The following is a 22,894-nucleotide window of genomic DNA, read 5'->3' on the forward strand; positions in this document are numbered from 1 at the left end:
TATCCTTAAGGGGTTGCATCATTTTCAAGATTTTTTTGTGCCTCTTGTACCAGACTCAGAAAATCTTTTAAGACAGCATCATCGGCGCTGTAACCTTGTTTTTCCCAAATATTCTGAAAGAGTTTTTCTGGTGTTGGCGGTTCAAGTGCAATGTGCTGGGTGGTATTTGAATCGGTAGTGTCTTTATTCACATATTGACGTGAAATACGCACTAAACGGTAGCGGTCAGGCGGTAGAGCCGCTTCAAACTGCTGACGTAAATTCGGCTGTGGCGGCGTTAAACTATAATATTCAATATCGACATATTCACGGTGGTCAATATTCTCAATCATGCCGTTTGGCAGCGCTTTGAGTTGTTGTAGTACCTCGTTTAGCTCACCACGAATGCGGTGCAATTGTATGCAACGTGGAATTTCTACAGCTTCAAATTGCAAACGGTTGTCTGTGTCTTGAGTCGGGTCGATTTTGACCTCAACCACTTGGTGCTTATAGTTAATTTCACTAAAAGAAAGCGGAATGGGTGAACCGCTATAACGAATGTGCGGCTGACCTACTTTTTGTGGTTTATGTAAGTGCCCTAAAGCGACATAGTCGACAGCATCTTCAAATAAAGTCGTCGAAAGTGCCTCTTCATTACCAATAATAATTGGACGTTCAGAGTCAGATGTTTCCCCACCTTGCATATGCGCATGCGACATCAAAATCAGGGCTTGGTCTGGTGTCTTGCGACGTTTGGCTTCTGCAATGAGTTGCTGGTGCAAATAGGCAATCGCATTTTTGCTATTGGTGGTATTTTCATTAAAGCCCGTAATTTCGGCCGAGCGTAAAAAAGGCAGGGCAAGACACCACGCCACAATATCTTGATTTTGATTATAAATAGGTAAAAGTAGTCGATCGAGGTCTAGGGTTTTGTCTTCATTCCAGCGAACCACGCCCACGGTTTTTGCGTTGTATTTTTCTAATAGTGGCTCGACCTGTTCAATACGGTAGCCTGAGTCATGGTTACCCGCAATCATGAGTGTTTGCATGTGTGGTGCAATACGGTGAGCATCTGCTAAAAATTGGTAGAGTTGTTTTTGTGCTTGAGAACCCGGGTTAATGACATCAAAAATATCGCCGGCAATGAGCAGGGCATGCGGTTGTTTTTCTTTAATTTGAGTAAGTAACCAGCTTAAAAATTGTTGGTGTTCGTAGTGGCGTGAATGATTATAAAAAAACTGCCCCAAATGCCAGTCAGAAGTATGTAGAAAATGTACGGACATAGAAACAGACATCAAGCCAAAATAAACACAGATACGTTAGCATAAATTGGCAGGAGATTTTATCAAGACATTTTAAAGTGCTCGTTATTTAAGCCTAAGTTGAAACTTAAATTAATTTTTCACTTTAAACGCTGCTTTGTTACTATCGACTTAAACCATGAACTTTGAGAACAAAATGACCATTCATGAATACGAAGTAAAAATACAGTGGGAAGGCAATACAGGAACAGGCACTTCTTCTTATCGTTCATATAAAAGAGACTTTAGTATTCAGCATCCGCAAAAAGCCACGATACAAGGTTCATCAGACCCTGCCTATTTAGGCGATGTGACCAGATGGAACCCAGAAGATTTATTGGTTGCATCAGCTTCAGCTTGTCATAAACTTTGGTATTTGCACCTATGTGCAGTCAATCATATTCATGTGTTGAGTTATGTCGACCATGCACTTGGCTTTATGGAGGATGCAGATCCAGTTAAACGTGGTCACTTTACCCAAATTATTTTAAGACCAGAGATTGTTTTGGAAAAAGGTGCCGATCAAGAGCTTGCTGCAAAACTACATGAAGAAGCGCATCATGAATGCATGATTGCCAATTCGGTAAATTTTCCAATTACATGTGAAGCCAGCTTTAGCTTTGCTGAATAATTAATATGAAATAGCCACCGATAACAAGGCGGTGGCTATACATTAAAAAAATAAATAGAGTCGTTAAATAAGATCTTTAAGCTGCATTTTCATCGACTTGGAAAATACCAAAAACGTTGTGGTCTAAATCGACAAAATAGCCATGCCAAGCACGACCGGGAATGGCGAATTTATCCATCGCGACAATACCACCTTGCGCTAAAATTTTTGCAGCCACTTCATCGAAATTTTCGACCTGAACCGAGCAGGTAAATGCATTGGTGCCATATTCCATTGGCGGAGTTTGGGCTGGGCGTTTTAATAGTCCACCCATAATTGAAGGCGTTTCTATACGGTAATATTCAATCGGTAAGTTTTCATCGAGTTTAAATTGCCAGCCAAACACAGCTTGATAAAACTGCGCATCGCGGGCAGGGTTTGAAGACTGGATTTCAAAATAGGCAATATTGTTCATATTATTTAAAACATATTTTTATGGTGCAAAAAGTATAAGCATAGCCTTTATAGCCACGAAAGGACTATTGTGTATGGTGAGCGTAAAATAAATGAAAATGCTAGAAAATAAAAACCGACGATTCGAGTGATGAGAGAATCGTCGGTCAAAAACTTCATCAAGGGTTTCGGCTGCTAACAAAACCTAATCCGAAGGAAGGAAAGAGTCGTAATGAAAGGTCACCGAAACAATTTTGCGGATGCCGTGCAAAGGAAGTATTCGGTTGCTGCGACCTTATTACCCTATATAACGTCAAGAGATTCGAATTGGTTGACAGAAAAATGAAAAAAAATCGAAAAAAATTTATAATTATTTTTTGAACCCATAAATTAGGCAAAAATATGACCAAATTACGTACTTACTTTCTCTGGTTTTTTTGTTTATGCATCGTACTTACCTTAATTGTAGGTGTGGTTGCAGCACTATTACCAGCGAGTGTAGGCGGTATTTTAACAGCCGTTCCATATTTAGGCGCAATGATTTTTGTCTTATTTAAATTTTTAAAGAAAGAACGCCGTGCACCGACTGTACAAGAAAAAAAGAAATTTACTTTAGGTTTTACCCTGATTTTTTGGGGCTATAACTTATGTGGTGTTTTATTTGGTCTGTTTTTATTTGCTAGAAAAGACCCAGAGATTTTGCAGAACTTTATGCTTTACCTCAAACAACCTCAGTTCTTGAGCATTATGGTGATCATGCTTTTAATGTTAGCTATTCCCCTTTATTTAATTACCTATTGGTTTTATGGCAAACAGGCACAGCGAATGGCAGACAAAATGTTTAATGTGCACTAGATCACTACAAAAACAGCTACGATTAAATATAAATGAGTCTTATATAATGAAATAAAACTTGTGTCCTCGGTTTTGGAGGAAATATGAATAAGAATGTATTAATTACAGGTGCAAGTGGTTTTATCGGAACGCATTTAATTAAGTTCCTGCTGCAAAAAAATTATAACGTGATTGCTGTGACACGGCAGACTGGAAAGAAATCTGACCATCCTGCCTTACAGTGGGTGCAAAAATTTGAAGATATTTCGACACGTCAAATTGACTATGTAGTGAATTTGGCAGGCGCAAATATTGGCGAAAAACGCTGGACCGAGTCACGTAAAAAACAACTCATTGAAAGCCGTGTAAACACGACCCGAAAGTTATATGCATGGCTCAAGCAATCTGAAATTTTTCCAGAAGTGATTGTCTCTGGCTCGGCCATTGGTTATTACGGGATTGATGATCAAGAAAAGTGGGCAGAGGTGTGCACAGAACAAAGCCCGCCACAGCCTATTTTTATGTCTGAGCTTTGCCAAGAGTGGGAACATGCAGCTTTAGCAGACGCTCAGCAAAATACTAAAATTATTCGTTTAGGTGTAGTCTTTGGGCAGGACGGTGGCATTTTGCCTAAAATGTTGCTTCCGATTCGTCTCAATTTAGTCGGTCAAATTGGTCATGGTCGTCAGCCTGTGGTTTGGGTACACATTGAAGACGTGTTAAACGCAATCGAGTTTATATTTAAGCATCCTCAATCTGCCCAAATTCACAATGTCGTGGCGCCAGAAAACGTGTCCCAAAAGGTATTTGTTGAGCAAGCTGCTGAGGTTTTGAATAAGAAACCATTGTTGTCAGCACCAAGCACGGTTTTTCGCTGTTTGTTGGGGGAACAATCGCAATTGATTTTGAATGGTCAATACGTTAAACCCGAAGCCCTGCAAGCAGAAGGATTTGAATTTGCTTATCCTCAACTAAAAATGGCTTTAGAGAATGTACTCGCGTCAGGCTAAGATTTTATTTTGCAAGCGCTCTGGCGAATAAGCTTTGGCATCCACTAATGTCGGTTGACCCAACATAAGCTGACGGAGCAATTGTGCAGAGCCTGCGCCCATACATAACCCATTTCTAAAGTGACCAAAGTTTGCCCATAGGTTATCCATTTCAGGCATTTTGCCAATGTACGGAACGCCATTTGGTGAACTTGGTCTGAGTCCTGCCCAGCGCTGTACAATCGGGAAATCGGCCAGTTCAGGCACCATTTCTAAACACGCTTCTAAAATATTGTGCTGGGTGGTTTCATCGGTAGAGGTGTCAAAACCACGATGTGCCATGCTAGAACCACACACAATATGACCGTCCATACGAGGAATCAAATACATCACTCGATTCATGCACATGGTCGGTAGCCAGTGAGCAGGGGTTTTAAATAACAGCATTTGACCTTGAACAGGTTCGACTGGAATTTCGAGTTGTAATTGTGAGTTCCAGTAATGGCTCCAAGCTCCCGAAGTTATTACAAAATGGTCTGCTGTATGTTTACGTCCATCTTCGGTTTGGAGCGCTTGTATCACATCGCCTTGTTGAATCAGTTTTTTAACAGGAGTGTGTTCAAAAAACTCAACATTTGGATGTTGCTTTAAATAGCTAATCAGGGACTGCAATACACGCGGATTACGAATATTAGACAGTTCGGGGAAATAAATCGCTTCTTGGAAGTGATCTGAAATATGTGGATTAACTTGTTCTAAGGCATCTCTTTGTAAATATTCACAGCGCTGCATCGGTTCTTGATGCTGCTCGGCGTAGGAAAGCCCGATGTCAAAATCTTCTTCATCAAAAATTAGCATGCCTGTGTCATGAATTTCAAAATCAATCCCTGTAACAGGGTAGAGCTTTTGGTTCCATGCTTGATAAGAGGCTTTACCAAATTGAGCAAGTTGGTTCACTGCATGCACATAGCGCCACGGGTACATCGGAGAGAGAATGCCTCCGCCAGCCCAAGAGGCTGCTTGTCCCGCTTGTTGTTGATCAAAAATACTGACGGTACAGCCTTGTTCAACCAACTCCAGCGCAGACATTAATCCACTTATGCCCGCGCCAATAATTGCAATATGCATGCAGTGTTATCCTTTCTCTGCGAACTTAGTTCATTTCCTTGAGTTTTTCGGCAGCGGTTTCTGCAAAGTAAGTCCAGATCCCGTCTGCACCAGCGCGGCGACAGCACATGAGTGATTCTAAAATCACTGAATCTGATAACCAGCCATTTTGAATTGCGCCAGCTAACATCGCGTATTCGCCACTCACTTGGTAAATGAATGTTGGAATACCAAAGGTATCTTTCACTTCACGTACCACATCCAGATATGGCATGCCCGGTTTTACAATCACCATGTCGGCGCCTTCTTGAATATCAAGCGCGATTTCATGTAACGCTTCGGCACGGTTGGCAAAATCCATCTGGTAGTTATATTTATTACCACCTTTTAGGTTGGATGCAGAGCCAACAGCATCACGGAACGGACCATAGAAGCTAGACGCATATTTTGCAGAGTAGGCCATGATGTTGGTGTAGATGTGACCATTGGCTTCTAAAGCCTGACGAATCGCGCCAATACGGCCATCCATCATGTCACTTGGAGCAATCACTTCGGCACCTGCTTCAGCGTGACTTAAGGCTTGTTTAATCAAGCATTCTACAGTCTCGTCGTTTAGCACATAGCCAGTTTCATCAATAATGCCGTCTTGACCATGAGTCGTGTAAGGGTCGAGGGCACCATCAGTAATTAACACCATTTCTGGTAATTCTTTTTTAAGTAAACGGCAGGTGGTTTGGACTAAACCATCTTCACGCCATGCAGCTTCTGCGGTGAGGCTTTTATCTTCTTGCGGGGTAACTGGAAAAAGAGCCAGTTTTGATACACCCAATTCCAGAAGTCTTTCAGCTTTTTTCAGTAACAAATCTGCCGACAAACGCTGAATGTTTGGCATACTTGGAATATCTTGGGTCTGATTTTGTCCCGGTAATACAAATACTGGATAAATCAAGTGATTGGTAGTGAGCTGTGTTTCGCTGACCATCGCACGCAACTGGTCATTTTTACGGATACGGCGCATGCGAGTGGCTGGAAATGCAGGACGATTGAACGTATAAGTCATAACAATCTCGATGTTCGGTATTACACTAGGATAGGTTGGCGGATATTCCATTACTGTCAACCGACTGCTGTATTGTAGCCCCATAATGCTGGATTTGTACAAAATTATGGGTGTTTATCATGCTTTTAAATTTAGGCAATGTATGAGTGATGAAAAGAAAAATTGGACTGGGAACATCCATTTAGGTGCTAAAACTGACCTAACTGTGGTTCTCAACCAATTATGTAAGGCGTTTAATAGCTCTCCTTTTTTTAAGCATAGTGGAATGATTATGCGTGTGGTAGATGGCCACATTGAAGGCTATATCGAGATGCAACCCAACCTGATTGGTAATCTGGCATTTCAGATTTTGCATGGTGGCGTTGCTGCAACCTTGCTCGATAGTATTGGCGGAATTGTGGCCATGGAACATCTCTATCGCCGTTCGACCCCAGAAACTTTAACTGAAACGATTAAACAAGTGTCGCGTTTGGCAACAGTCGATATGCGTGTAGATTATTTAGCACCGGGACGTGGTAAGTATTTTATTGCCCGTGCTGAAGTGTTACGTTTAGGCCGTAAGGGCTGCACAATGCGTATGACCATGGTCAATGATGAAGAGAAAGCTATTGCTGCGGGTATTGCTTCATATGCCTATTAAGCGATGAATTGAACCCTTTAAAAGCGCCGAGTGCGCTTTTTTTAGTGTTTGAAAAGCTAAAATTTTTACAAAAACTTTGAGATAAACATTAATTTAATTAGAACGAACGCATGAGTTATAAATTTTTATTCTCATATTATGAGGTTTTAGCGTTAAAATTAGCTCCTTTGACAATGCGATATGTCTTGTTTATAGAAAAATAAAAACTCTATAGCAAGGTGTAGTGCGAGATTGATGGCAAAGCCAACTCATCTTTAGGAACATACCATGACTGATGCACAAAGCAATGTAGAAGAAACAGTGCCAACAACATCTGCCTCGGATGACAACAATCAAAACAAGCGCAAAAAATTTCTTGGTTTTTTTGCGCTGATTTTATTGATCGCCGCTATTTTATATGCAATTTGGGCATTATTTTTAAACAACTCCGTGAGTACGGATAATGCTTATGTCGGTGCAGAAACCGCGCAAATTACTTCAATGGTGAGCGGTCAGGTCGCTCAGGTTGTCGTAAAAGATACTCAAACGGTACATCGTGGTGACGTGCTGGTTCGTATTGATGACCGTGATGCCAAAATTGCATTAGCGCAAGCTGAGGCAGAACTTGCCAAAGCAAAACGCCAATACAAACAAACCGCAGCAAACAGTAGTTCTTTAAACTCTCAAGTGGTGGTGCGTGCTGACGAAATTAACAGTGCCAAAGCACAGGTTGCTCAAGCGCAAGCTGACTACGACAAAGCTGGGTTAGAGCTCAACCGCCGTGCACAACTTGCCGCGTCTGGTGCAGTATCTAAAGAAGAACTCACTAAGGCACAAAGTGCAGTTGAAACAGCCAAAGCAGGGCTAGAGCTTGCTAAAGCAGGTTTAGCGCAAGCGTCTTCAAGTCGTAAAGCTGCCGAAAGTACCTTAGCTGCAAACGAAGCCTTAATTCAGGGTGTAAGCGAAGTTTCAACACCTGATGTACAAGTTGCGCAGGCACATGTTGAACAAGCTCAGCTTGATTTAGAACGTACTGTGATTCGTGCGCCAGTTGATGGTGTAGTAACACGTCGTAATATTCAAGTTGGCCAACGTGTAGCACCGGGCACCAGCATGATGATGATTGTGCCGCTGAACGATTTATATGTAGATGCAAACTTTAAAGAAAGTCAGTTGAAAAAAGTCCGTCCGGGTCAAATCGTCACACTTACTTCAGATTTATATGGTGACGATGTTGAATATCACGGCAAAGTGATGGGCTTCTCTGGTGGTACAGGCTCTGCCTTTGCCTTAATTCCGGCTCAAAATGCAACAGGTAACTGGATTAAAGTGGTTCAACGCTTACCAGTTCGTATTGCACTTGACCCAAAAGAACTTGCTGAACACCCACTGCGTGTTGGCTTGTCGATGGAAGCAAAAGTCGACTTATCTGCGAAGTAAACGCTTATGAAAACGCAAACACCTTTTGCCGAACTAAGCGGTGGCCGTTTAATACTGGCAGCGTTTGTTATTGCCTTGTCGAACTTTATGGTCGTGCTCGATACGACCATTGCCAACGTATCTGTACCGCATATTACCGGTAACCTTGCCGTTTCAAGTACACAAGGCACATGGGTTGTTACGTCGTATGCAGTTGCAGAAGCGATTTGTGTACCTTTAACGGGTTGGCTTGCAGGGCGCTTTGGAACTGTTCGGGTTTTTATTTTTGGCCTGATTGGTTTTACCATTTTTTCTTTCTTGTGCGGTCTAGCAAATTCGTTAGGGATGCTGGTGTTTTTCCGTATTGGACAAGGTCTATGCGGTGGCCCCCTCATGCCACTCAGCCAAACCTTGCTCATGCGTATTTTCCCTCAAGAAAAGCATGCACAGGCGATGGGCCTATGGGCCATGACTACCGTCGTTGGACCAATCTTAGGACCAATTTTGGGTGGTCTGATTAGTGATAACCTGTCTTGGCACTGGATTTTCTTTATTAACATTCCGGTCGGCATTGTTTGTGTTTTAGCGGCAATCCGTTTGCTAAAACCCGCCGAAACAGAAACAATTTCTTTAAGAATCGATACCGTCGGTTTAGGTCTGTTAATTTTGTGGATTGGTGCATTACAGCTCATGCTCGATTTAGGGCACGAACGCGACTGGTTTAATAGCACCAGCATTGTGGTATTAGGCTTAACTGCCGCCATAGGCTTTGTGGTGTTCCTCATATGGGAGCTGACCGACAAACACCCCGTCGTGGATGTCAAAGTCTTTAGGCATAGGGGCTTTGCAATTTCGGTACTGGCCTTGTCGCTCGGCTTTGGTGCGTTCTTTGGCAGTATTGTACTGATTCCGCAGTGGCTGCAAATGAACCTTTCTTACACTGCCACGTGGGCCGGCTATTTAACCGCAACCATGGGCTTTGGTAGTTTGACCATGTCACCGATTGTGGCAAAGCTTTCAACCAAACATGACCCAAGAGCACTAGCGAGTTTCGGTTTAATTTTGCTGGGCGGGGTGACCTTAATGCGGGCATTCTGGACCACAGACGCCGACTTTATGGCACTGGCTTGGCCGCAAATCTTGCAAGGTTTTGCTGTACCGTTCTTCTTTATTCCACTGTCGAATATTGCACTGGGTTCGGTACTCCAGCAAGAGATTGCATCTGCTGCGGGTCTTATGAACTTCTTAAGAACTATGGCAGGGGCAATTGGTGCTTCAATTGCAGTCACCGTGTGGGACGACCACGCCAAAGTTGCACGTAGTGAAATGGTGTCAAACCTAAATACTGCTGAAGTTCAAAATAACCTTTTGCAAAATGGTTTTACGGCTGACTCGACGTTGGGAATCATTTCAAACCTCGTCGATAAAGAAGCGATTACCATGTCGGCAAACCATGTATTTTTGCTGTTTGCGATGGTGTTTGTCTTTGCGGGGCTGGTCATTTGGCTGTGTCCAAAACCCAAAGGAGATGTCAGCGGAATGCCATCTCACTAAACACAAAAAAGCATCTCTTCGGAGGTGCTTTTTTTAGCTCTATTAAAAAATAGAGCGAGTCTATAAATGGTAGATTTTGCCTGTATTTCACTAAATAAAGCATGCCAGAATCGGGCAGATCAAATATAAAAGCGTGTAATATCAAGCAAGGAGGCTTAATACAGGGCACAGGATAAAACGCCCTTAAACATTCAATATTATAAAACCTTATTTTTATCAAAGATTAAAAAAACTTAATACCTGAAAACAAAGAAGCTTGCATGGCAATTGCATGGATAGGCAGGCGTATATATTGGAGTTATCACGTGAATAAAAGATATTCATTTTTGTTCAGTAGTTTATTAGCAGTCGGTTTATTACAAGGATGTGGAGATGACTCCTCGTCAGATCAGCCCAAGGATGATTCAAATACAACCCCGCCCAATTTAATTGTAGATAATGACCCGACCAGTTGTAGCAAACTGGCACAAGACGGTTCAAGCGTGGTGGTCGGTTCAAACCAAAATGGTGACCCAGCCGCGCCTGAAGGTGCATCGGGTTATAGACTTGGTAACACGGTTAAATACGCAGATAAATATATGGTGGTGGCAAACACACCACTTGCGGTAAAAGCTGGTTGTGATGTTTTAAGAGCAGGTGGTAGTGCAGTCGATGCTGCCGTTGCGGTACAAGCGGTGCTGGGTTTAGTCGAGCCTCAATCGAGCACCATTGCTGGCAGTGGTTTTATGATGTATTACGATGCCAAAACCAAAAAAGTCACTGCTTATGATGGCCGTGAAACCGCACCAGCCGCAGCCAATGAATATTATTTAATTCGCCAAGATATATATGACCCAAATTCACCAGCACCTGTACCAAGTGCCCGCCGTAGTGGGCGCTCGATTGGTGTGCCGGGTGTGATGCGTTTGCTTGAACAAGCACAACAAGAACATGGCAAGCTTAAGTGGAACCAGCTTTTTGATGAAGCCATTGGTTTAGCTGACAACGGTTTCCGCATTCCGGGCCGCTTGGCAGATGCAATTGCAAGCAATGCAAACAGCTTAGCGCTCGATGCAAATGCAATGGCAACCTATTTCTACCCAGATGGTTCACCTCGTAAAGTCGGTGAGACCATGACCAATAAAGCCTATGCAAAAACCCTAGAAGCACTTGCCACGCAAGGTGCAAATGCGCTGCACACCGGTCCAATTGCTCAAGCGATTGTGGCAAAAGCAGGACAGACGTTAGGGGATGACCCAGCAAGAACTCCAATTACCCCAAGCTTAATGACCTTGCAGGATTTATCGAACTATCAGGTTAAAAAACGCGACCCGATTTGTACAACGTACCGTGACCGTTACTATGTGTGTACCATGCCACCTCCATCTTCGGGAGGAATTGCGGTTGCGCAAACGCTGGGTATTTTAGAAAACTTTGATATGTCGCTTTACCCACCTAAAAACCCTGAAAATGAAGGTGGTGTACCTGATGTAATGGGCGTACATTTAGTGTCTGAAGCAGAGCGTTTGGCCTACGCTGACCGTGACAAATACGTGGCTGATACTGATTTTGTCGCTTTACCAGCACAGGGTATTGCAAGCTTTATTGATAAAAATTACTTAAAACAACGTGCAGCACTGATTAACCCGAACCAGAGTATGGGCATCGCACCAGCGGGTAATTTCAATCCAGCTTCGGGTGTCGACACGACTGTTGAACACGGAACAACTCAGTTCACGATTGTAGATGCCTATGGCAATGTGGTTTCAATGACATCGACTGTTGAGTCGAGCATGGGTTCATTCCACATGGTGGATGGTTTCTTGCTGTCAAATCAGTTAACTGACTTTAGCGCCAACCCACTTGATAGCACTGGGGCACTGGTTGCTAACCGTGTGGAAGGTGGCAAACGCCCAAGAAGTACCATGGCGCCAACTTTAGTGTTTAAAGGCACTACGCCAGATGAGTTTTATATGGCAACAGGTTCACCAGGTGGCGGTACGATCATTCAATATGTAGTTAAAACATTGGTAGGTGCGCTGGACTGGAACTTAAATGCGCAGCAGGCCACTTCGCTTGTAAACTTTGGTGCGACCAATAGCAAAAACACCAATGTGGATAGCTCGAATGTACAGCTTTCTTTGCTTGATTTGATTGAAGGCTTAAAAGCAAAAGGGCATGGCGTTGCCAACACTGCGCAAACCAGCGGTATTTCAACGATTATGAAAGTAAATATAAATAATCAAAGCAAATACGCAGGTGGGGTAGACCCACGCCGTGAAGGTATTGTGTTAGGCAATGGTGCTTTATAGACCAAACTTTAAAAAAGCTGTCATTTTTGGCAGCTTTTTTATGTGACCCTTGAAAAAAACAAAAGACACTCAATTATGTAAATATGTTCATCAGTAGCAGACTGTTGATAAAATGCACAGTATTTTATTTTAGTTATGCTATGATGTTCAGACATTCATGGGGATGTTATTGGCTTCGACGCTGGTGATGAAACTCATAGATGCATGCCGAGAGCGCATTTTCTCTCGTAAATCAAATTTGCATATTTTAGTCGCAAACGACGAAACTTACGCTCTAGCTGCCTAAGGGCAGTTTGTCCGCTTCCTAGAATACTTGTGGTTTAGGAACCCGACCGTAGCGCACGCACACAAGTCCGTATAGAGTCAAGCCTCGGGGCTTTATACCAAACTTAGAGGATCGCACCTTGTACCCTGTTCGTCGGGTCACAAGGTGTTAAAACAATAGACGATATCTAAGCATGTAGTATTCTCGAGCGTAATGCTGGCGGACGCGGGTTCAACTCCCGCCATCTCCACCAAGATTCGTGAAAAGCCCTGAAACGTAAGTTTCGGGGTTTTTTATTAATGTAGATTTTAAATTATATAATTATCATGAGTTATTATTAGCAACTTATTAAAAATAATATAAAGGAAGTGAAAATTGTTGATAAATAAAAATTTAGATTTCTGGCCTTCAAAGGGTTTATGGAGTAGAGAGCAAACTATATTAGCTTTATTTTGGTATTATCAATTACCATTTGGAAAGTTACATGCCAGAAATCCATTAATTATTAAATGGGCTGAAATGATTAACCGAAACTCTAATGCACTTGCGATGAAATTGGTTAATCTCGCAAGCCTTGATCCTATAATAATTGCTAGTGGGCGTAGAGGTATGGGAAATACCTCTACTTTAGATAAAGAAGTGTGGGAATACTACAGTAATAGATTGGAACAATTAACATTAGATGCAGAAACTCTTCTTAATAATTTAAGTAAGGCTTCTGAAAGTCTTATATATGATCAATATTCTCAACTAGAAGAATTGAATACCGATAATGATTACTATGGTGAAGAGCGAGAAGTTATTACAAGGCAGCGTATACGTCAAAAATTTTTCCGCTCTACTATTTTAAGTAACTTTGAAGAGAGATGTTGCATTTGTGGATTAGCAGAACCACGGCTATTGGTTGCAAGTCATATTGTGGGATGGGCAGATGCGCCTGATAAGCGATTAAGTCCTCATAATGGTCTGAGTCTTTCTCCGCTTTATGATAGGGCTTTTGATCAGCATCTATTAACATTAAGCAATAAATTAGAAGTAATGATTTCGCCTAAACTTCATAAACTTGCAAAAACAACATTTTATAATATTGGACTGTCAGAGATAGAGGGTAAATCAATTGTTTACCCTATTAGATTTGGAATTGATATGGATTTACTAGCCCAACATCGGCAAAAATTCCTGGATTTATAAATTTTCTTTTCAGGATTTTTTATAAGAATACCAAGTTTGATATTTATTTGATGTGTATCCATGTTTATCACGTTTTTCCAACTGATTACACTCTATACATAATAATTGTAAATTGGTGATATCATTTAGACCATATAAACTTAATGGTATCATGTGATCAAAATTTTTAATATTAGCTAAATTTATTAAGCCAGTTAAATCTTTTTTACACAAAGTGCATTGCCCTCGGTCTCTATAATATACAGCTTGCTGTGCCCACTTAGGAGGATTTATTCTTTTAAGTTTTCCATTTTCATCAAATAGTTTGTTTAACAAATCTTGATCATATACTTCCTCTTTATGATAATTAATATTTTTTTCAATTATAGAGGATAAAAAACTATTAAATGTAAGAAGGAGTTGTCGATTCATAAATAAGATGTGGAATATTTCTTTAACTCTTTGGTCTATTAATTTTTCATATTCATTAGTTAGATATAGTTCTGACATAAATTCATCTACATCATCTTTATCGGCTTCAATAAATTTTTTATCTTTATGTTCAATATAGTCTATAAAAGATTCATATTTAATTTCATAATAATCAAAGGCTAATTCAATTGGTAATTTTGTTGGCTGTAAACTTTTTAAAGCTTCAGGAATACCTTGAAAATCTAAAAATATTCGTTGTTCATTTTCTAGGTCATACTCTTCGGCTTGTTCAGAGTGTATTTCATCTAAAACATATTCAATGAATTTATGAAGAATAGAATATTTGTCATAGGGCATAGCTAAAAACAACCAGTCTTCATCGCAAGAAAAACTTTCTAATTTCAAAAGATAATCAAAAGGATTTCGTATAATTTGGTCGATAATTCCGCATATTTCATATGTTTCATAGAATCTAGCTTGTATATTCATTTCTGAGTTATTAAAAATTGGTTAAAGATAAAATTTAAACTTATTTTTTATAGAGATTGAACTTAAAAATAAGTTTTTATTACGTAAAAAACTAAACTTTGTTATAATAGTGGACTTGCTGTAAAAATAAAATGTTTAGGTAGGAAATTGAAAGTAATAGATTTTTTCTCGGGTTGTGGCGGTGCGAGTGAAGGACTCCGACAGGCTGGATTCAAAATTACAATTGGATTGGATTTTGATGAGAAAGCTGCCAAGACGTACCAAGCCAATTTTCCTGAAGCTTCTTTTTTCCATGCTGATATTCGTACAGTAAATGAAACAGAATTTACAAAGTTTTTTAAGAAAAAAAATGTTCCCAAGGAACCGGTTGTTTTTGTTGCATGTGCTCCATGCCAACCTTTTTCTACCCAAAATAAATTAAAATCTGAAGATGATATAAGACGTACACTTTTAGATGAAACTCACCGCTTTATTAAAAAATTGAAACCAGAGTATATTTTTATTGAGAATGTGCCAGGTATTCAAAAAATTGATAAAGAGAAAGATGGCCCCTACAAGAGATTTATTAATTTCATTCGAAGTGAAAAATATGATTTTGTCGAGTTTATTGCTAGATCGGAAGAATATGGTGTTCCGCAACGTAGAAAAAGATTTGTACTTTTAGCAAGTAGACTTGGAAAAATAGAACTTCCTGAAAAAACTCATGGACCAGGGTACCTGCCTTACGCAACAGTACGTGACTATATTGGTCATTTCCCTTCAATACAAGCAGGTGAGTTAAACTCTACAGATAAATGGCATAGATCACCTAAATTAAATGATAAGAATTTAGAGCGAATTCGATGTACACCTGAGGGGGGAGATAGAAGAAATTGGCCTTATCGCTTAATTAACGAATGCCATAAAAAACATACTGGGCATATGGATACATATGGGCGTATGAGTTGGGATAAAGTGGCACCTACTTTAACAACTAGATGTTACAGCTATTCAAATGGACGGTTTGGCCATCCAGATACTAAACAAAATCGAGCTATTAGTATTCGAGAAGCTGCAAGTTTACAAACATTCCCGGAAAACTTTATTTTTGAAGGGAGTTTAGGAGAAGTTGCGCGTCAGATTGGCAATGCAGTTCCTTGTAAAATGGCAAAACAATTTGGACTATCTATTTTAGAACATTATAAACATTATAGAGGTTAAAAAAATAAAATGGCTAAGATCAGAACGAAAGCTAGAACTTTGGATATGTTGGGGAGACAGCAAATTGCTGGGATTCCTACTGCTTTGAGTGAATTATTTAAGAATGCTCATGATGCTTATGCTGATAATGTTGAAGTAGATTATATTAGAAAAAGAAATCTTTTAATTTTAAGAGATAATGGTTTAGGAATGACTCTTAATGAGTTTGAAGAGCGTTGGTTAACTATTGGAACAGATAGTAAATTTGAAGATGAAGATGCTTTAGCCCAACCCGTTGTAGATAATGAAAAGAATAAAAGGCAGGTAATGGGTGAAAAGGGAATTGGACGTTTAGCCATTGCTGCTATTGGGCCGCAGGTGCTAGTGATGACTCGTGCTAGACGAGGAAATGAGTTAGGTGAACTTGTAGTTGCATTTGTAAATTGGACTCTTTTTTCTTTACCTTCTCTTGATTTGAGTGATATTGAAATTCCAATAATTACCAAAGAATCTGGTAAAATTATTAATTTAATAGAAGTAGAAAATCTGAAAGAACAAGCTAAAAATAATATAAAAAGTTTGAGTAATAAAATTTCGATTAACAAAATTAATAATATTTGTGAGCAAATTGATAGTTTCAATTATGATCCAGAATATTGGAAAGATCAGTTGGAAAAACTAGATGATAATTTGAATTTAACAGAGGAAAGAGGTTATTTATCACTAGATGGTGAGGGGTATGGTACACATTTTATTATTTCACCAATTGATGAAGTGTTAGATACTGAAATTGATGTTAATTCTGAAGAAGAAGTATCTAAATTAAAAAAAGTATTATTAGGTTTTACAAATACGATTAAGGACGATAGGGATTTACCTATTAAGGCTCGTTTTCGGGATCATAATTACCAAGGACAGTGTATTGATCATCTAGATGAAGATAATTTTTTTACTCGTGAAGATTTTAACTTGGCAGATCATCATTTTGTAGGAAAATTCGACGAATATGGGCAGTTTCATGGATCTATAAATATTTTTGGAAACTTATCCGAAAATATTACTATACCTTGGATGAATGGTGGAAATGTTCCTACTAATTGTGGTGCCTTTGAAATACATTTGGCAAGTGTGCAAGGACGAGCTAAAGAAAGTAAATTAGCACCAGAGTTACATAATGAGTTAAGTAATAAAACGAATAAAATAGGTGGACTATATATTTATCGTGATGGAATACGAGTATTACCATATGGAGGACCTGAGTTCGATTTCCTTGGTATAGAATATAGAAGAACGAAAAGAGCGGCTGATTACTATTTTTCATATCGTAATATGATTGGTTATATTGATGTAACAAAAAGGGAAAACTCAAATTTACAAGAGAAGGCGGGACGTGAAGGATTTATTGAAAATAAAGCTTATAAACAATTTAAATCTATTCTAGAAAACTTTTTTATTTTTATTGCAAGTAATTATTTTACTGAACGCGGCGAAATGTCCGATCTATTTATGGAACATCGTAATAGAAATAAAGAAATTAATGAAGCTTTGGAGAAGCGACAAAAATTAAAATCCGCAAAAAGAAAACGTCTTCAAGAAAACTTAAAAAAGTTTTTTGAAAAATTTGACGAGGGTATGTGGGATGTGGAAATTTCAAATTTAAGAGATGAAATTTCAGATAGAATTAATCTATTTAATTTAAATGAAGCAGATTATGATGATTTTATTTTTTCTTTAGAAGAAAAGTATAAGAGAAAATTATACGAAATTCGTGAAGAAATTAAAATTAATATTCCTACAGGAGTAGGTTTTGGAAAAGAATTAACGCGTCAAATTGATTATCAAAAACTATGCTCACGTGAAGTAGAGCAAAGCTTAAATACTTTACAAGACTGGTTTAATAGTAGATTGGTATACTTGGAAGACTTATATGGGAATCGGAAGAATTTAAAGAGAAGATTAGTTGATTCTTTTATAGCTCAAGAGGAATTGCATAAGAAAAAGATAAATGAAATATATAGGCAGACAGAGGAGTCTATAAAATCTCTTACATCATGGGCAACAGATGAGATCAAAAAAAGTCGGACTCATTCTTATGAGACTTTAATACAAGTTAAAGAAGAGTTTGCTTCAACAAATTTAAGTGAAAAAAATACACAAGAAATTTATGATCTTAAAAAAACTTTAGAAACTAAACTTGATAGACTAACAGAAGAAGTTATTGAAAAAATTGATAGATTAAACTCCCAAATTAATGTAACAAAAGAAGGTTCACAGGAAAATCAAGTTTCTTCTGCTCAATTAACAGCAGTATTAGAAGCAGAAAATGAACATCTAAAAGAGCAGCATGAAGAAAATATTGAAATGATTCAATTAGGAATGGCTCTAGGTGTAATACATCATGAATTTAATAATAATATTATTTTTGTGCGACGTGGTATAACTGAATTTAAACCTTGGGCTGAAAAAAATAAAAATTTATACTCAATATACGAAAAAATTAGAGTCGGTTTTGATCATTTGGATGGATATTTAAGAATATTTACACCTTTATCACGACGTTTAAGTAGAAAGCAGGTGGAAATTACAGGTAAATCATTATCTACATTTGTAAAAGAAGTATTCTATGAGAGATGCGAGAAAGAGAATATTATATTGGAAATAACAGAAAACTTTATCAATTATAAGACTTTTGGATATACTTCAACTATATATCCAGCTTTTGTAAATATTATTGATAATGCATTATATTGGGTACTTAAAAGTTCCGGGGAGAAAAAAGTAACTTTAGATGCTCAGGATAATTCTTTTATAATAAAAGATACAGGTCCTGGAATACAAACAATTGATATAGAGAATATTTTTGAATTTGGTTTTTCTCGACGAATAGGAGGGCGGGGTATGGGATTATATGTAACTAAACAAACTTTAGAAAAAGATAATTTTAGAATAACTTTAGATCCTTATGATCCATCATCTGGTGCTGTTTTTAGGATTTTTAAAGATATGGAAGAGGATATTTAATATATGACAATATTAGCCCAGTCTGAAAATTTCTTAGATATTTCTCGCCATATAGTAGAAAAATTTATTCAGTCAGTTGTAGCGGTTGATGACCAAATGGTATTTGATGCTAGACCAATGGATTCTTCTGTACCCGATGAAATTATAGAACCAGATTTTAATGATATCAGTACAGGAATAGGTGTTATTCCTAATGTTCAACCAACTTATAGGGATTTGGATGATAATAAATTATATTATCAAGACTTATCCTCTGAATTTGCTGAAAAGGCGATTATTTGTAGTGGTTTAAAGCCCTTTGGTGAAGAAGAGTCTACAGTAAATGCAATTGTAAAAAGTTCTAAAAATTCAGATATTACAATATTAGATTGGCAAATGGAAAAAGACCAGGATATTGGTCGTATAGCTACTAAATCAATTAAAGAAATTATAAATTATGATATTGAACATAAAGGTAGATTACGATTAATTGTGATATATACTGCTGAAGATAAAAGTACGGTATCGGATAAATTATTAAAAGAACTTAATGAACATAATCCTTGTTTAGAAAATGAAATAAAAATAAACTTTTCTAAAGATGAGCTGAAACTTTGTAGTATATCTATTATTTCTAAGCATACTAATGAAAAGGATCTATCAGAACAAGTAATTCAACTATTTACTGAATTAACTGTGGGGATTCTATCAAATGCAGCTTTAGCATCAATTACTGAAGTAAGAAACCAAACCCATAATATCCTTTATAAGTTTAATAAAAATTTAGATACAGCTTATTTATCACATGTCTTAGGTTTAATTTCCTCTCCAGATATGAGAGAACAGGCTCATGAAGTTGCTATAGATTATGCTGTTGATTTAATCTCAGAAGAGATTAAATCTGAACTACAAACTAGTATTCATATTAAAGACTCTCTATCTAAGAAAGTATTAAAAAGTTGGCCAAGTTTTGTTAATAAAGAAAATAGAAGTGATGGTTTTTCTATAAAAGTTGGTGAAACCCCTGCAGTGAAATTTGGAAATCTAAGGATGGAAGAATTAATTACTGTAGAAAATGAAACTAATTTAAAAGCTATATTAACGCAAGAACCAAAATTTCATACAAAGAAAGGCAAAACTATTTTAGACTTTTTTAAAGACAATGTTATTGAGTTATCTATTAATGATAAAGATTCATCTAATGAGCATTTAGAGTTAAGTGCGATAGAATGTCTACGCAGAGATAACCGATCTTTAACTAAAGGTCATTTGCCAGTTTTAAAGCAAGGAAGTATTTTAAAGCTTAATGAAGATTATTATATTTGTATTCAGCCGATATGTGATAGTGTGAGATTATATCATGAAACAAGCTTTATTTTCTTAAAAGTAGAGAAGGTGGATGGAGTTAAGTTCTCTCATGTAATTCGTCAAGGTGAAAATGAATATAAAAAACTTAAGCTTAAAAAAGCTTCTAAATTTATAGATATAATTCATTTTAATCCAGTAGAAACAAGAGTAGTCCAAGCTGAAAAAAAAGAGGAAAATTATATCTTCAAATGTAGCAAATTTAAAAATGAATATGAATGGTGTGGTGAGTTTAAACAACCAATATATCAGGAAATTGTTAACTCAGTTTATGCTAATTTATCTAGAGTAGGGTTTGATTCATTTGAGTGGTTAAGATTAAAGAAACCTGACTAAGTACTATTATGGCTGATATCGTGAATAGTAAAATTCGCTCACAAATGATGGCGAGTGTCAAAAGTCGTGATACAAAACCTGAGATACAAATTCGACATATGTTACATCGTATGGGGTTTAGATACCGTTTACATGTCAATCATCTTCCAGGTAAGCCAGATATGGTTTTTCCTAAATATCGTGCTGTAATTCAAGTTAATGGTTGTTTTTGGCATGCACATGGATGTGCAAAGTCAAAATTACCAAAAACAAGAGTGGAGTTTTGGCGAGAAAAAATCGGAAAAAATAAAGAACGAGATAAAATGAATATTGAGAAATTGATCATTCAAGGCTGGCGAGTATTGGTTTGGTGGGAATGTAATACAAAAAACTCTGAAAAATTTAAGATTTCTTTGGAAAAAGCTGCTGAATGGTTGCTTAGTAATGAGCCTTATATGGAAATAGATTAATTATAATTCTGTAATTTGAAATCTATATGTAAAATTTAAAAAGATAAGTCAACTTTTTGGGAAACTTCTAAGCTTTCATACACAACTGAACCTTAAGTTTTTGCACTGCTTTAGAGTAGAACACTATTATAGCTATTCTTACTTTATCTTTAGACGAGTAACCATCCCATCAAAATTCTCAATAATAAGCCACTTATGATAAGTGGCTTTTTTATTGACTCATTATTTACGGCAATCGTCAGGTCCTAGCTCATCTTTAGTATAAGTAGAATTTATTTTTTTTAGCCACACTTGCTCTTTAGAGTTAAGCCAAGCATAAATATCTTTATAGTTATTTTGTTCTTCAGGCGAGATTATATCTTTTGTTTCGCGAGCAAATTTTGCCATCCAACAGATTTTATTTAATTTACTCGTATTCAAACTTTCTTCAATAATATATCCATTGCCAGCCCCTTCCTCAAAAGCTTTTAATGCATTTGCTTTTGTTAATGTTGCATAAACTAAAGATTTAGTGATATCACTATTTTTTTCTTGAAGAGCATATCTATACACTCGGTAATCTGTAGTTATTACACTGACTGCGCCACGCCCTGCATTAACTAAAGCTTCTCTATCGTTATTTACTTGTGTATTTGCACAACCATTAATGAAAAGCATAAACAGAGGAGCACAAATAAATTTAATATAAGTTTTGGTTGCCAACATTATGTGGGTCTCCTGAATATTCTCTATTTTGCTTCATAATTTGGATCATTTTAGGATTATAGTCTTGGCCAAAGACTTTTTTGAACATATTTCGGTTGATGTGTAGGGGGCCGTGATTCATTTGTAAATCTGCTAAGTCCCTAGTTGCAGTAACAACATCTAACTTTTTAAGCGTATCTTTCAAATCTTCGATTTTAGAATAAATTTCTTTACCTTGATCAAATTTACTTAAATTGCGTAATTCAAGAAGTTCATCGACCGCAAACGTACTTAGAAAGCGTACTTTAAAAGCTGTACTTTGAAACTCTCCTACAATTCGAGGAATCTCTTTTACTGAGTGTTTTAGCACATAGTTTTGAAATTTTATGTACATTCGGGTATGGAAAGCGGGGTCACTCATGTAACCATCATTAAGTTTATTAATATCCCATTCCATACCAAAACGAGCTGCCATCAGCATTTCGATTGTATTATCTGCGACCTCTGCCCAATGCTGAATGCTCATCATAAAATTATAAGGTCGAACCATCGCGTAATTACGAACTTTAATATGATCATTACAAAGTGGCTCAGTGATTTCACAAACTTTTTGCTCGTTCGGATACGAGTCCCATGCGGGTGAAGAGCCAGGGATATTGCGGCGATAAGGGTTCCCTAAATTATTATCTGACATTTTTATTCCCACTTAGCCATTGGCTTAGATAAATCAAATGTTGTTAAATCGACTTCTTTTGCTTCTGTGCCTGTTTTGATTAGCTCTGTAAAACCACTTTTATCGGTAAACCCTTCGATTTCAGTGCCGTCAGGTCCTTTTAATTTAAAATATTGCTGTGCAAGTGGTTTGCCAGTTTCTTGATCTTTAAACTGAAACTTGAGTCCATGCTCGTCAGTCTGAAGAACAAAATTATCTTGAGCTTTACTCGCTGGCGAACTTTGAGCCGAACCACCACCATTGTCTTGAACTACTAAGTTCTGTTGTGGAAGTAACTTACAGCCACAGGAAAGAGAGTCGTTAACACGCGCAGCAGCTTTACCAAAGATTTGCATATACGGGTCGCCAGACACAATAGTTGCAACAACTTTATGAGTGGGGCAGGTAGCTTTGTCACCGACGCAAGCAACGGGAATACCGTCGACTAGGAACATACTGTTCCCAGAAATTACTTGACCACCGCCACTAGTGGGGCAGCCTATTGTTATATATGGTGTTGCCAAACTTATTCCTTCTTATCTTTATGAAGTGCCAAAAGCATACCAAATAGGGGGTAGACAATACTGTATATTTTTT

Annotated in this window: 20 protein-coding genes and 1 other RNA gene; 13 read left to right on the top strand and 8 right to left on the bottom strand. The window is 37.9% G+C overall.

Features of this window, described 5'->3' with window-relative positions; genetic code table 11:
* Positions 1-5 precede the first annotated feature (5 nt).
* Positions 6-1,274, bottom strand: coding sequence for an exonuclease SbcCD subunit D (locus F886_RS06805; RefSeq protein ID WP_005303171.1), 1,269 nt, complete (start codon positions 1,272-1,274; stop codon positions 6-8).
* A gap of 163 nt (positions 1,275-1,437) precedes the next feature.
* Here F886_RS06805 and F886_RS06810 point away from each other — a divergent pair, with 163 nt between their 5' ends.
* Positions 1,438-1,911 carry an OsmC family protein gene (locus F886_RS06810; RefSeq protein WP_005303173.1) on the top strand — a complete coding sequence of 158 codons (474 nt, stop codon included), beginning with the start codon at positions 1,438-1,440 and terminating at the stop codon, positions 1,909-1,911.
* Positions 1,912-1,987: 76 nt separating this feature from the next.
* Here F886_RS06810 and F886_RS06815 read toward each other — a convergent pair whose 3' ends face one another.
* Entirely contained in the window at positions 1,988-2,365 is a 378-nt protein-coding gene (locus tag F886_RS06815) for a VOC family protein (protein ID WP_005303175.1), read from the bottom strand.
* Positions 2,366-2,745: 380 nt separating this feature from the next.
* Between F886_RS06815 and F886_RS06820 the strand changes: the two genes are divergently transcribed.
* Positions 2,746-3,198 carry an ABZJ_00895 family protein gene (locus tag F886_RS06820; protein WP_005303177.1) on the top strand — a complete coding sequence of 151 codons (453 nt, stop codon included), beginning with the start codon at positions 2,746-2,748 and terminating at the stop codon, positions 3,196-3,198.
* Between the two features lie 83 nt (positions 3,199-3,281).
* The gene (locus tag F886_RS06825) at positions 3,282-4,187 is read left to right on the top strand and encodes a TIGR01777 family oxidoreductase (RefSeq protein ID WP_005303179.1); all 906 of its coding nucleotides are present in this window, start codon (positions 3,282-3,284) and stop codon (positions 4,185-4,187) included.
* Here the strand turns inward: F886_RS06825 and F886_RS06830 are convergent.
* Positions 4,179-5,294: an NAD(P)/FAD-dependent oxidoreductase gene (locus tag F886_RS06830; RefSeq protein ID WP_005303180.1), complete on the bottom strand. Its 1,116-nt coding sequence runs from the start codon at positions 5,292-5,294 to the stop codon at positions 4,179-4,181. The genes F886_RS06825 and F886_RS06830 overlap by 9 nt on opposite strands.
* A gap of 25 nt (positions 5,295-5,319) precedes the next feature.
* A complete protein-coding gene (gene hemB, locus F886_RS06835; protein ID WP_000222569.1) occupies positions 5,320-6,333 on the bottom strand; it encodes a porphobilinogen synthase in 1,014 nt (337 codons plus the stop codon).
* A 142-nt stretch (positions 6,334-6,475) separates the two neighbouring features.
* Here hemB and F886_RS06840 point away from each other — a divergent pair, with 142 nt between their 5' ends.
* From F886_RS06840 to F886_RS06860, 6 genes are all read left to right on the top strand, one after another.
* Positions 6,476-6,973, top strand: coding sequence for a thioesterase family protein (locus tag F886_RS06840; protein WP_005303182.1), 498 nt, complete (start codon positions 6,476-6,478; stop codon positions 6,971-6,973).
* Between the two features lie 267 nt (positions 6,974-7,240).
* The gene (locus F886_RS06845; protein ID WP_005303184.1) at positions 7,241-8,392 is read left to right on the top strand and encodes an EmrA/EmrK family multidrug efflux transporter periplasmic adaptor subunit; all 1,152 of its coding nucleotides are present in this window, start codon (positions 7,241-7,243) and stop codon (positions 8,390-8,392) included.
* A gap of 6 nt (positions 8,393-8,398) precedes the next feature.
* Positions 8,399-9,925: a DHA2 family efflux MFS transporter permease subunit gene (locus tag F886_RS06850; protein WP_005303186.1), complete on the top strand. Its 1,527-nt coding sequence runs from the start codon at positions 8,399-8,401 to the stop codon at positions 9,923-9,925.
* Positions 9,926-10,230: 305 nt separating this feature from the next.
* Positions 10,231-12,216, top strand: a complete 1,986-nt coding sequence (gene ggt / locus F886_RS06855; RefSeq protein ID WP_005303188.1) for a gamma-glutamyltransferase — start codon at positions 10,231-10,233, stop codon at positions 12,214-12,216.
* A 159-nt stretch (positions 12,217-12,375) separates the two neighbouring features.
* Positions 12,376-12,734: a transfer-messenger RNA gene (gene ssrA / locus F886_RS19680) on the top strand.
* A 122-nt stretch (positions 12,735-12,856) separates the two neighbouring features.
* Positions 12,857-13,672, top strand: a complete 816-nt coding sequence (locus tag F886_RS06860) for an HNH endonuclease (RefSeq protein ID WP_005303189.1) — start codon at positions 12,857-12,859, stop codon at positions 13,670-13,672.
* A 9-nt stretch (positions 13,673-13,681) separates the two neighbouring features.
* Here F886_RS06860 and F886_RS06865 read toward each other — a convergent pair whose 3' ends face one another.
* Positions 13,682-14,572 carry an HNH endonuclease gene (locus tag F886_RS06865; RefSeq protein WP_005303190.1) on the bottom strand — a complete coding sequence of 297 codons (891 nt, stop codon included), beginning with the start codon at positions 14,570-14,572 and terminating at the stop codon, positions 13,682-13,684.
* A 147-nt stretch (positions 14,573-14,719) separates the two neighbouring features.
* On the opposite strand from F886_RS06865, the gene F886_RS06870 reads away from it, so the two are divergent.
* From F886_RS06870 to F886_RS06885, 4 genes are read left to right on the top strand one after another with little or no spacing between them, the layout of a single operon-like run.
* Positions 14,720-15,772: a DNA cytosine methyltransferase gene (locus F886_RS06870; RefSeq protein WP_005303191.1), complete on the top strand. Its 1,053-nt coding sequence runs from the start codon at positions 14,720-14,722 to the stop codon at positions 15,770-15,772.
* A 9-nt stretch (positions 15,773-15,781) separates the two neighbouring features.
* Positions 15,782-18,772, top strand: coding sequence for an ATP-binding protein (locus F886_RS06875; RefSeq protein ID WP_005303192.1), 2,991 nt, complete (start codon positions 15,782-15,784; stop codon positions 18,770-18,772).
* Positions 18,773-18,775: 3 nt separating this feature from the next.
* Positions 18,776-20,452 (top strand): response regulator receiver domain, encoded by a 1,677-nt coding sequence (locus tag F886_RS20200; protein WP_005303193.1) that lies wholly within the window; start codon positions 18,776-18,778, stop codon positions 20,450-20,452.
* 8 nt (positions 20,453-20,460) lie between these two features.
* A complete protein-coding gene (locus F886_RS06885; protein WP_005303195.1) occupies positions 20,461-20,901 on the top strand; it encodes a very short patch repair endonuclease in 441 nt (146 codons plus the stop codon).
* A 222-nt stretch (positions 20,902-21,123) separates the two neighbouring features.
* On the opposite strand, the gene F886_RS06890 is transcribed toward F886_RS06885, so the two are convergent.
* From F886_RS06890 to F886_RS06900, 3 genes are read right to left on the bottom strand one after another with little or no spacing between them, the layout of a single operon-like run.
* Positions 21,124-21,606, bottom strand: a complete 483-nt coding sequence (locus F886_RS06890; protein ID WP_005303196.1) for a hypothetical protein — start codon at positions 21,604-21,606, stop codon at positions 21,124-21,126.
* A complete protein-coding gene (locus F886_RS06895; protein ID WP_005303198.1) occupies positions 21,581-22,279 on the bottom strand; it encodes a hypothetical protein in 699 nt (232 codons plus the stop codon). The genes F886_RS06890 and F886_RS06895 overlap by 26 nt, the downstream gene beginning before the upstream one ends.
* Positions 22,280-22,281: 2 nt before the next feature.
* Positions 22,282-22,821, bottom strand: a complete 540-nt coding sequence (locus F886_RS06900; RefSeq protein WP_005303200.1) for a PAAR domain-containing protein — start codon at positions 22,819-22,821, stop codon at positions 22,282-22,284.
* Positions 22,822-22,894: the final 73 nt, after the last annotated feature.

The sequence above is a fragment of the Acinetobacter sp. NIPH 542 genome (assembly GCF_000369825.1).
Taxonomy (GTDB): Bacteria; Pseudomonadota; Gammaproteobacteria; order Pseudomonadales; family Moraxellaceae; genus Acinetobacter; species Acinetobacter oleivorans.

Bases quoted from the DNA above. Each gene is read 5' to 3' on its own strand.
- hemB (WP_000222569.1), bottom strand. From the start codon at position 6,333: ATGACTTATACGTTCAATCGTCCTGCATTTCCAGCCACTCGCATGCGC.
- F886_RS06805 (WP_005303171.1), bottom strand. From the start codon at position 1,274: ATGTCTGTTTCTATGTCCGTACATTTTCTACATACTTCTGACTGGCAT.
- F886_RS06815 (WP_005303175.1), bottom strand. From the start codon at position 2,365: ATGAACAATATTGCCTATTTTGAAATCCAGTCTTCAAACCCTGCCCGC.
- F886_RS06845 (WP_005303184.1), top strand. From the start codon at position 7,241: ATGACTGATGCACAAAGCAATGTAGAAGAAACAGTGCCAACAACATCT.
- F886_RS06830 (WP_005303180.1), bottom strand. From the start codon at position 5,294: ATGCATATTGCAATTATTGGCGCGGGCATAAGTGGATTAATGTCTGCG.
- F886_RS06820 (WP_005303177.1), top strand. From the start codon at position 2,746: ATGACCAAATTACGTACTTACTTTCTCTGGTTTTTTTGTTTATGCATC.
- F886_RS20200 (WP_005303193.1), top strand. From the start codon at position 18,776: ATGACAATATTAGCCCAGTCTGAAAATTTCTTAGATATTTCTCGCCAT.
- F886_RS06885 (WP_005303195.1), top strand. From the start codon at position 20,461: ATGGCTGATATCGTGAATAGTAAAATTCGCTCACAAATGATGGCGAGT.
- F886_RS06865 (WP_005303190.1), bottom strand. From the start codon at position 14,572: ATGAATATACAAGCTAGATTCTATGAAACATATGAAATATGCGGAATT.
- F886_RS06895 (WP_005303198.1), bottom strand. From the start codon at position 22,279: ATGTCAGATAATAATTTAGGGAACCCTTATCGCCGCAATATCCCTGGC.
- F886_RS06825 (WP_005303179.1), top strand. From the start codon at position 3,282: ATGAATAAGAATGTATTAATTACAGGTGCAAGTGGTTTTATCGGAACG.
- F886_RS06875 (WP_005303192.1), top strand. From the start codon at position 15,782: ATGGCTAAGATCAGAACGAAAGCTAGAACTTTGGATATGTTGGGGAGA.
- F886_RS06850 (WP_005303186.1), top strand. From the start codon at position 8,399: ATGAAAACGCAAACACCTTTTGCCGAACTAAGCGGTGGCCGTTTAATA.
- F886_RS06890 (WP_005303196.1), bottom strand. From the start codon at position 21,606: ATGTTGGCAACCAAAACTTATATTAAATTTATTTGTGCTCCTCTGTTT.
- F886_RS06840 (WP_005303182.1), top strand. From the start codon at position 6,476: ATGAGTGATGAAAAGAAAAATTGGACTGGGAACATCCATTTAGGTGCT.
- F886_RS06810 (WP_005303173.1), top strand. From the start codon at position 1,438: ATGACCATTCATGAATACGAAGTAAAAATACAGTGGGAAGGCAATACA.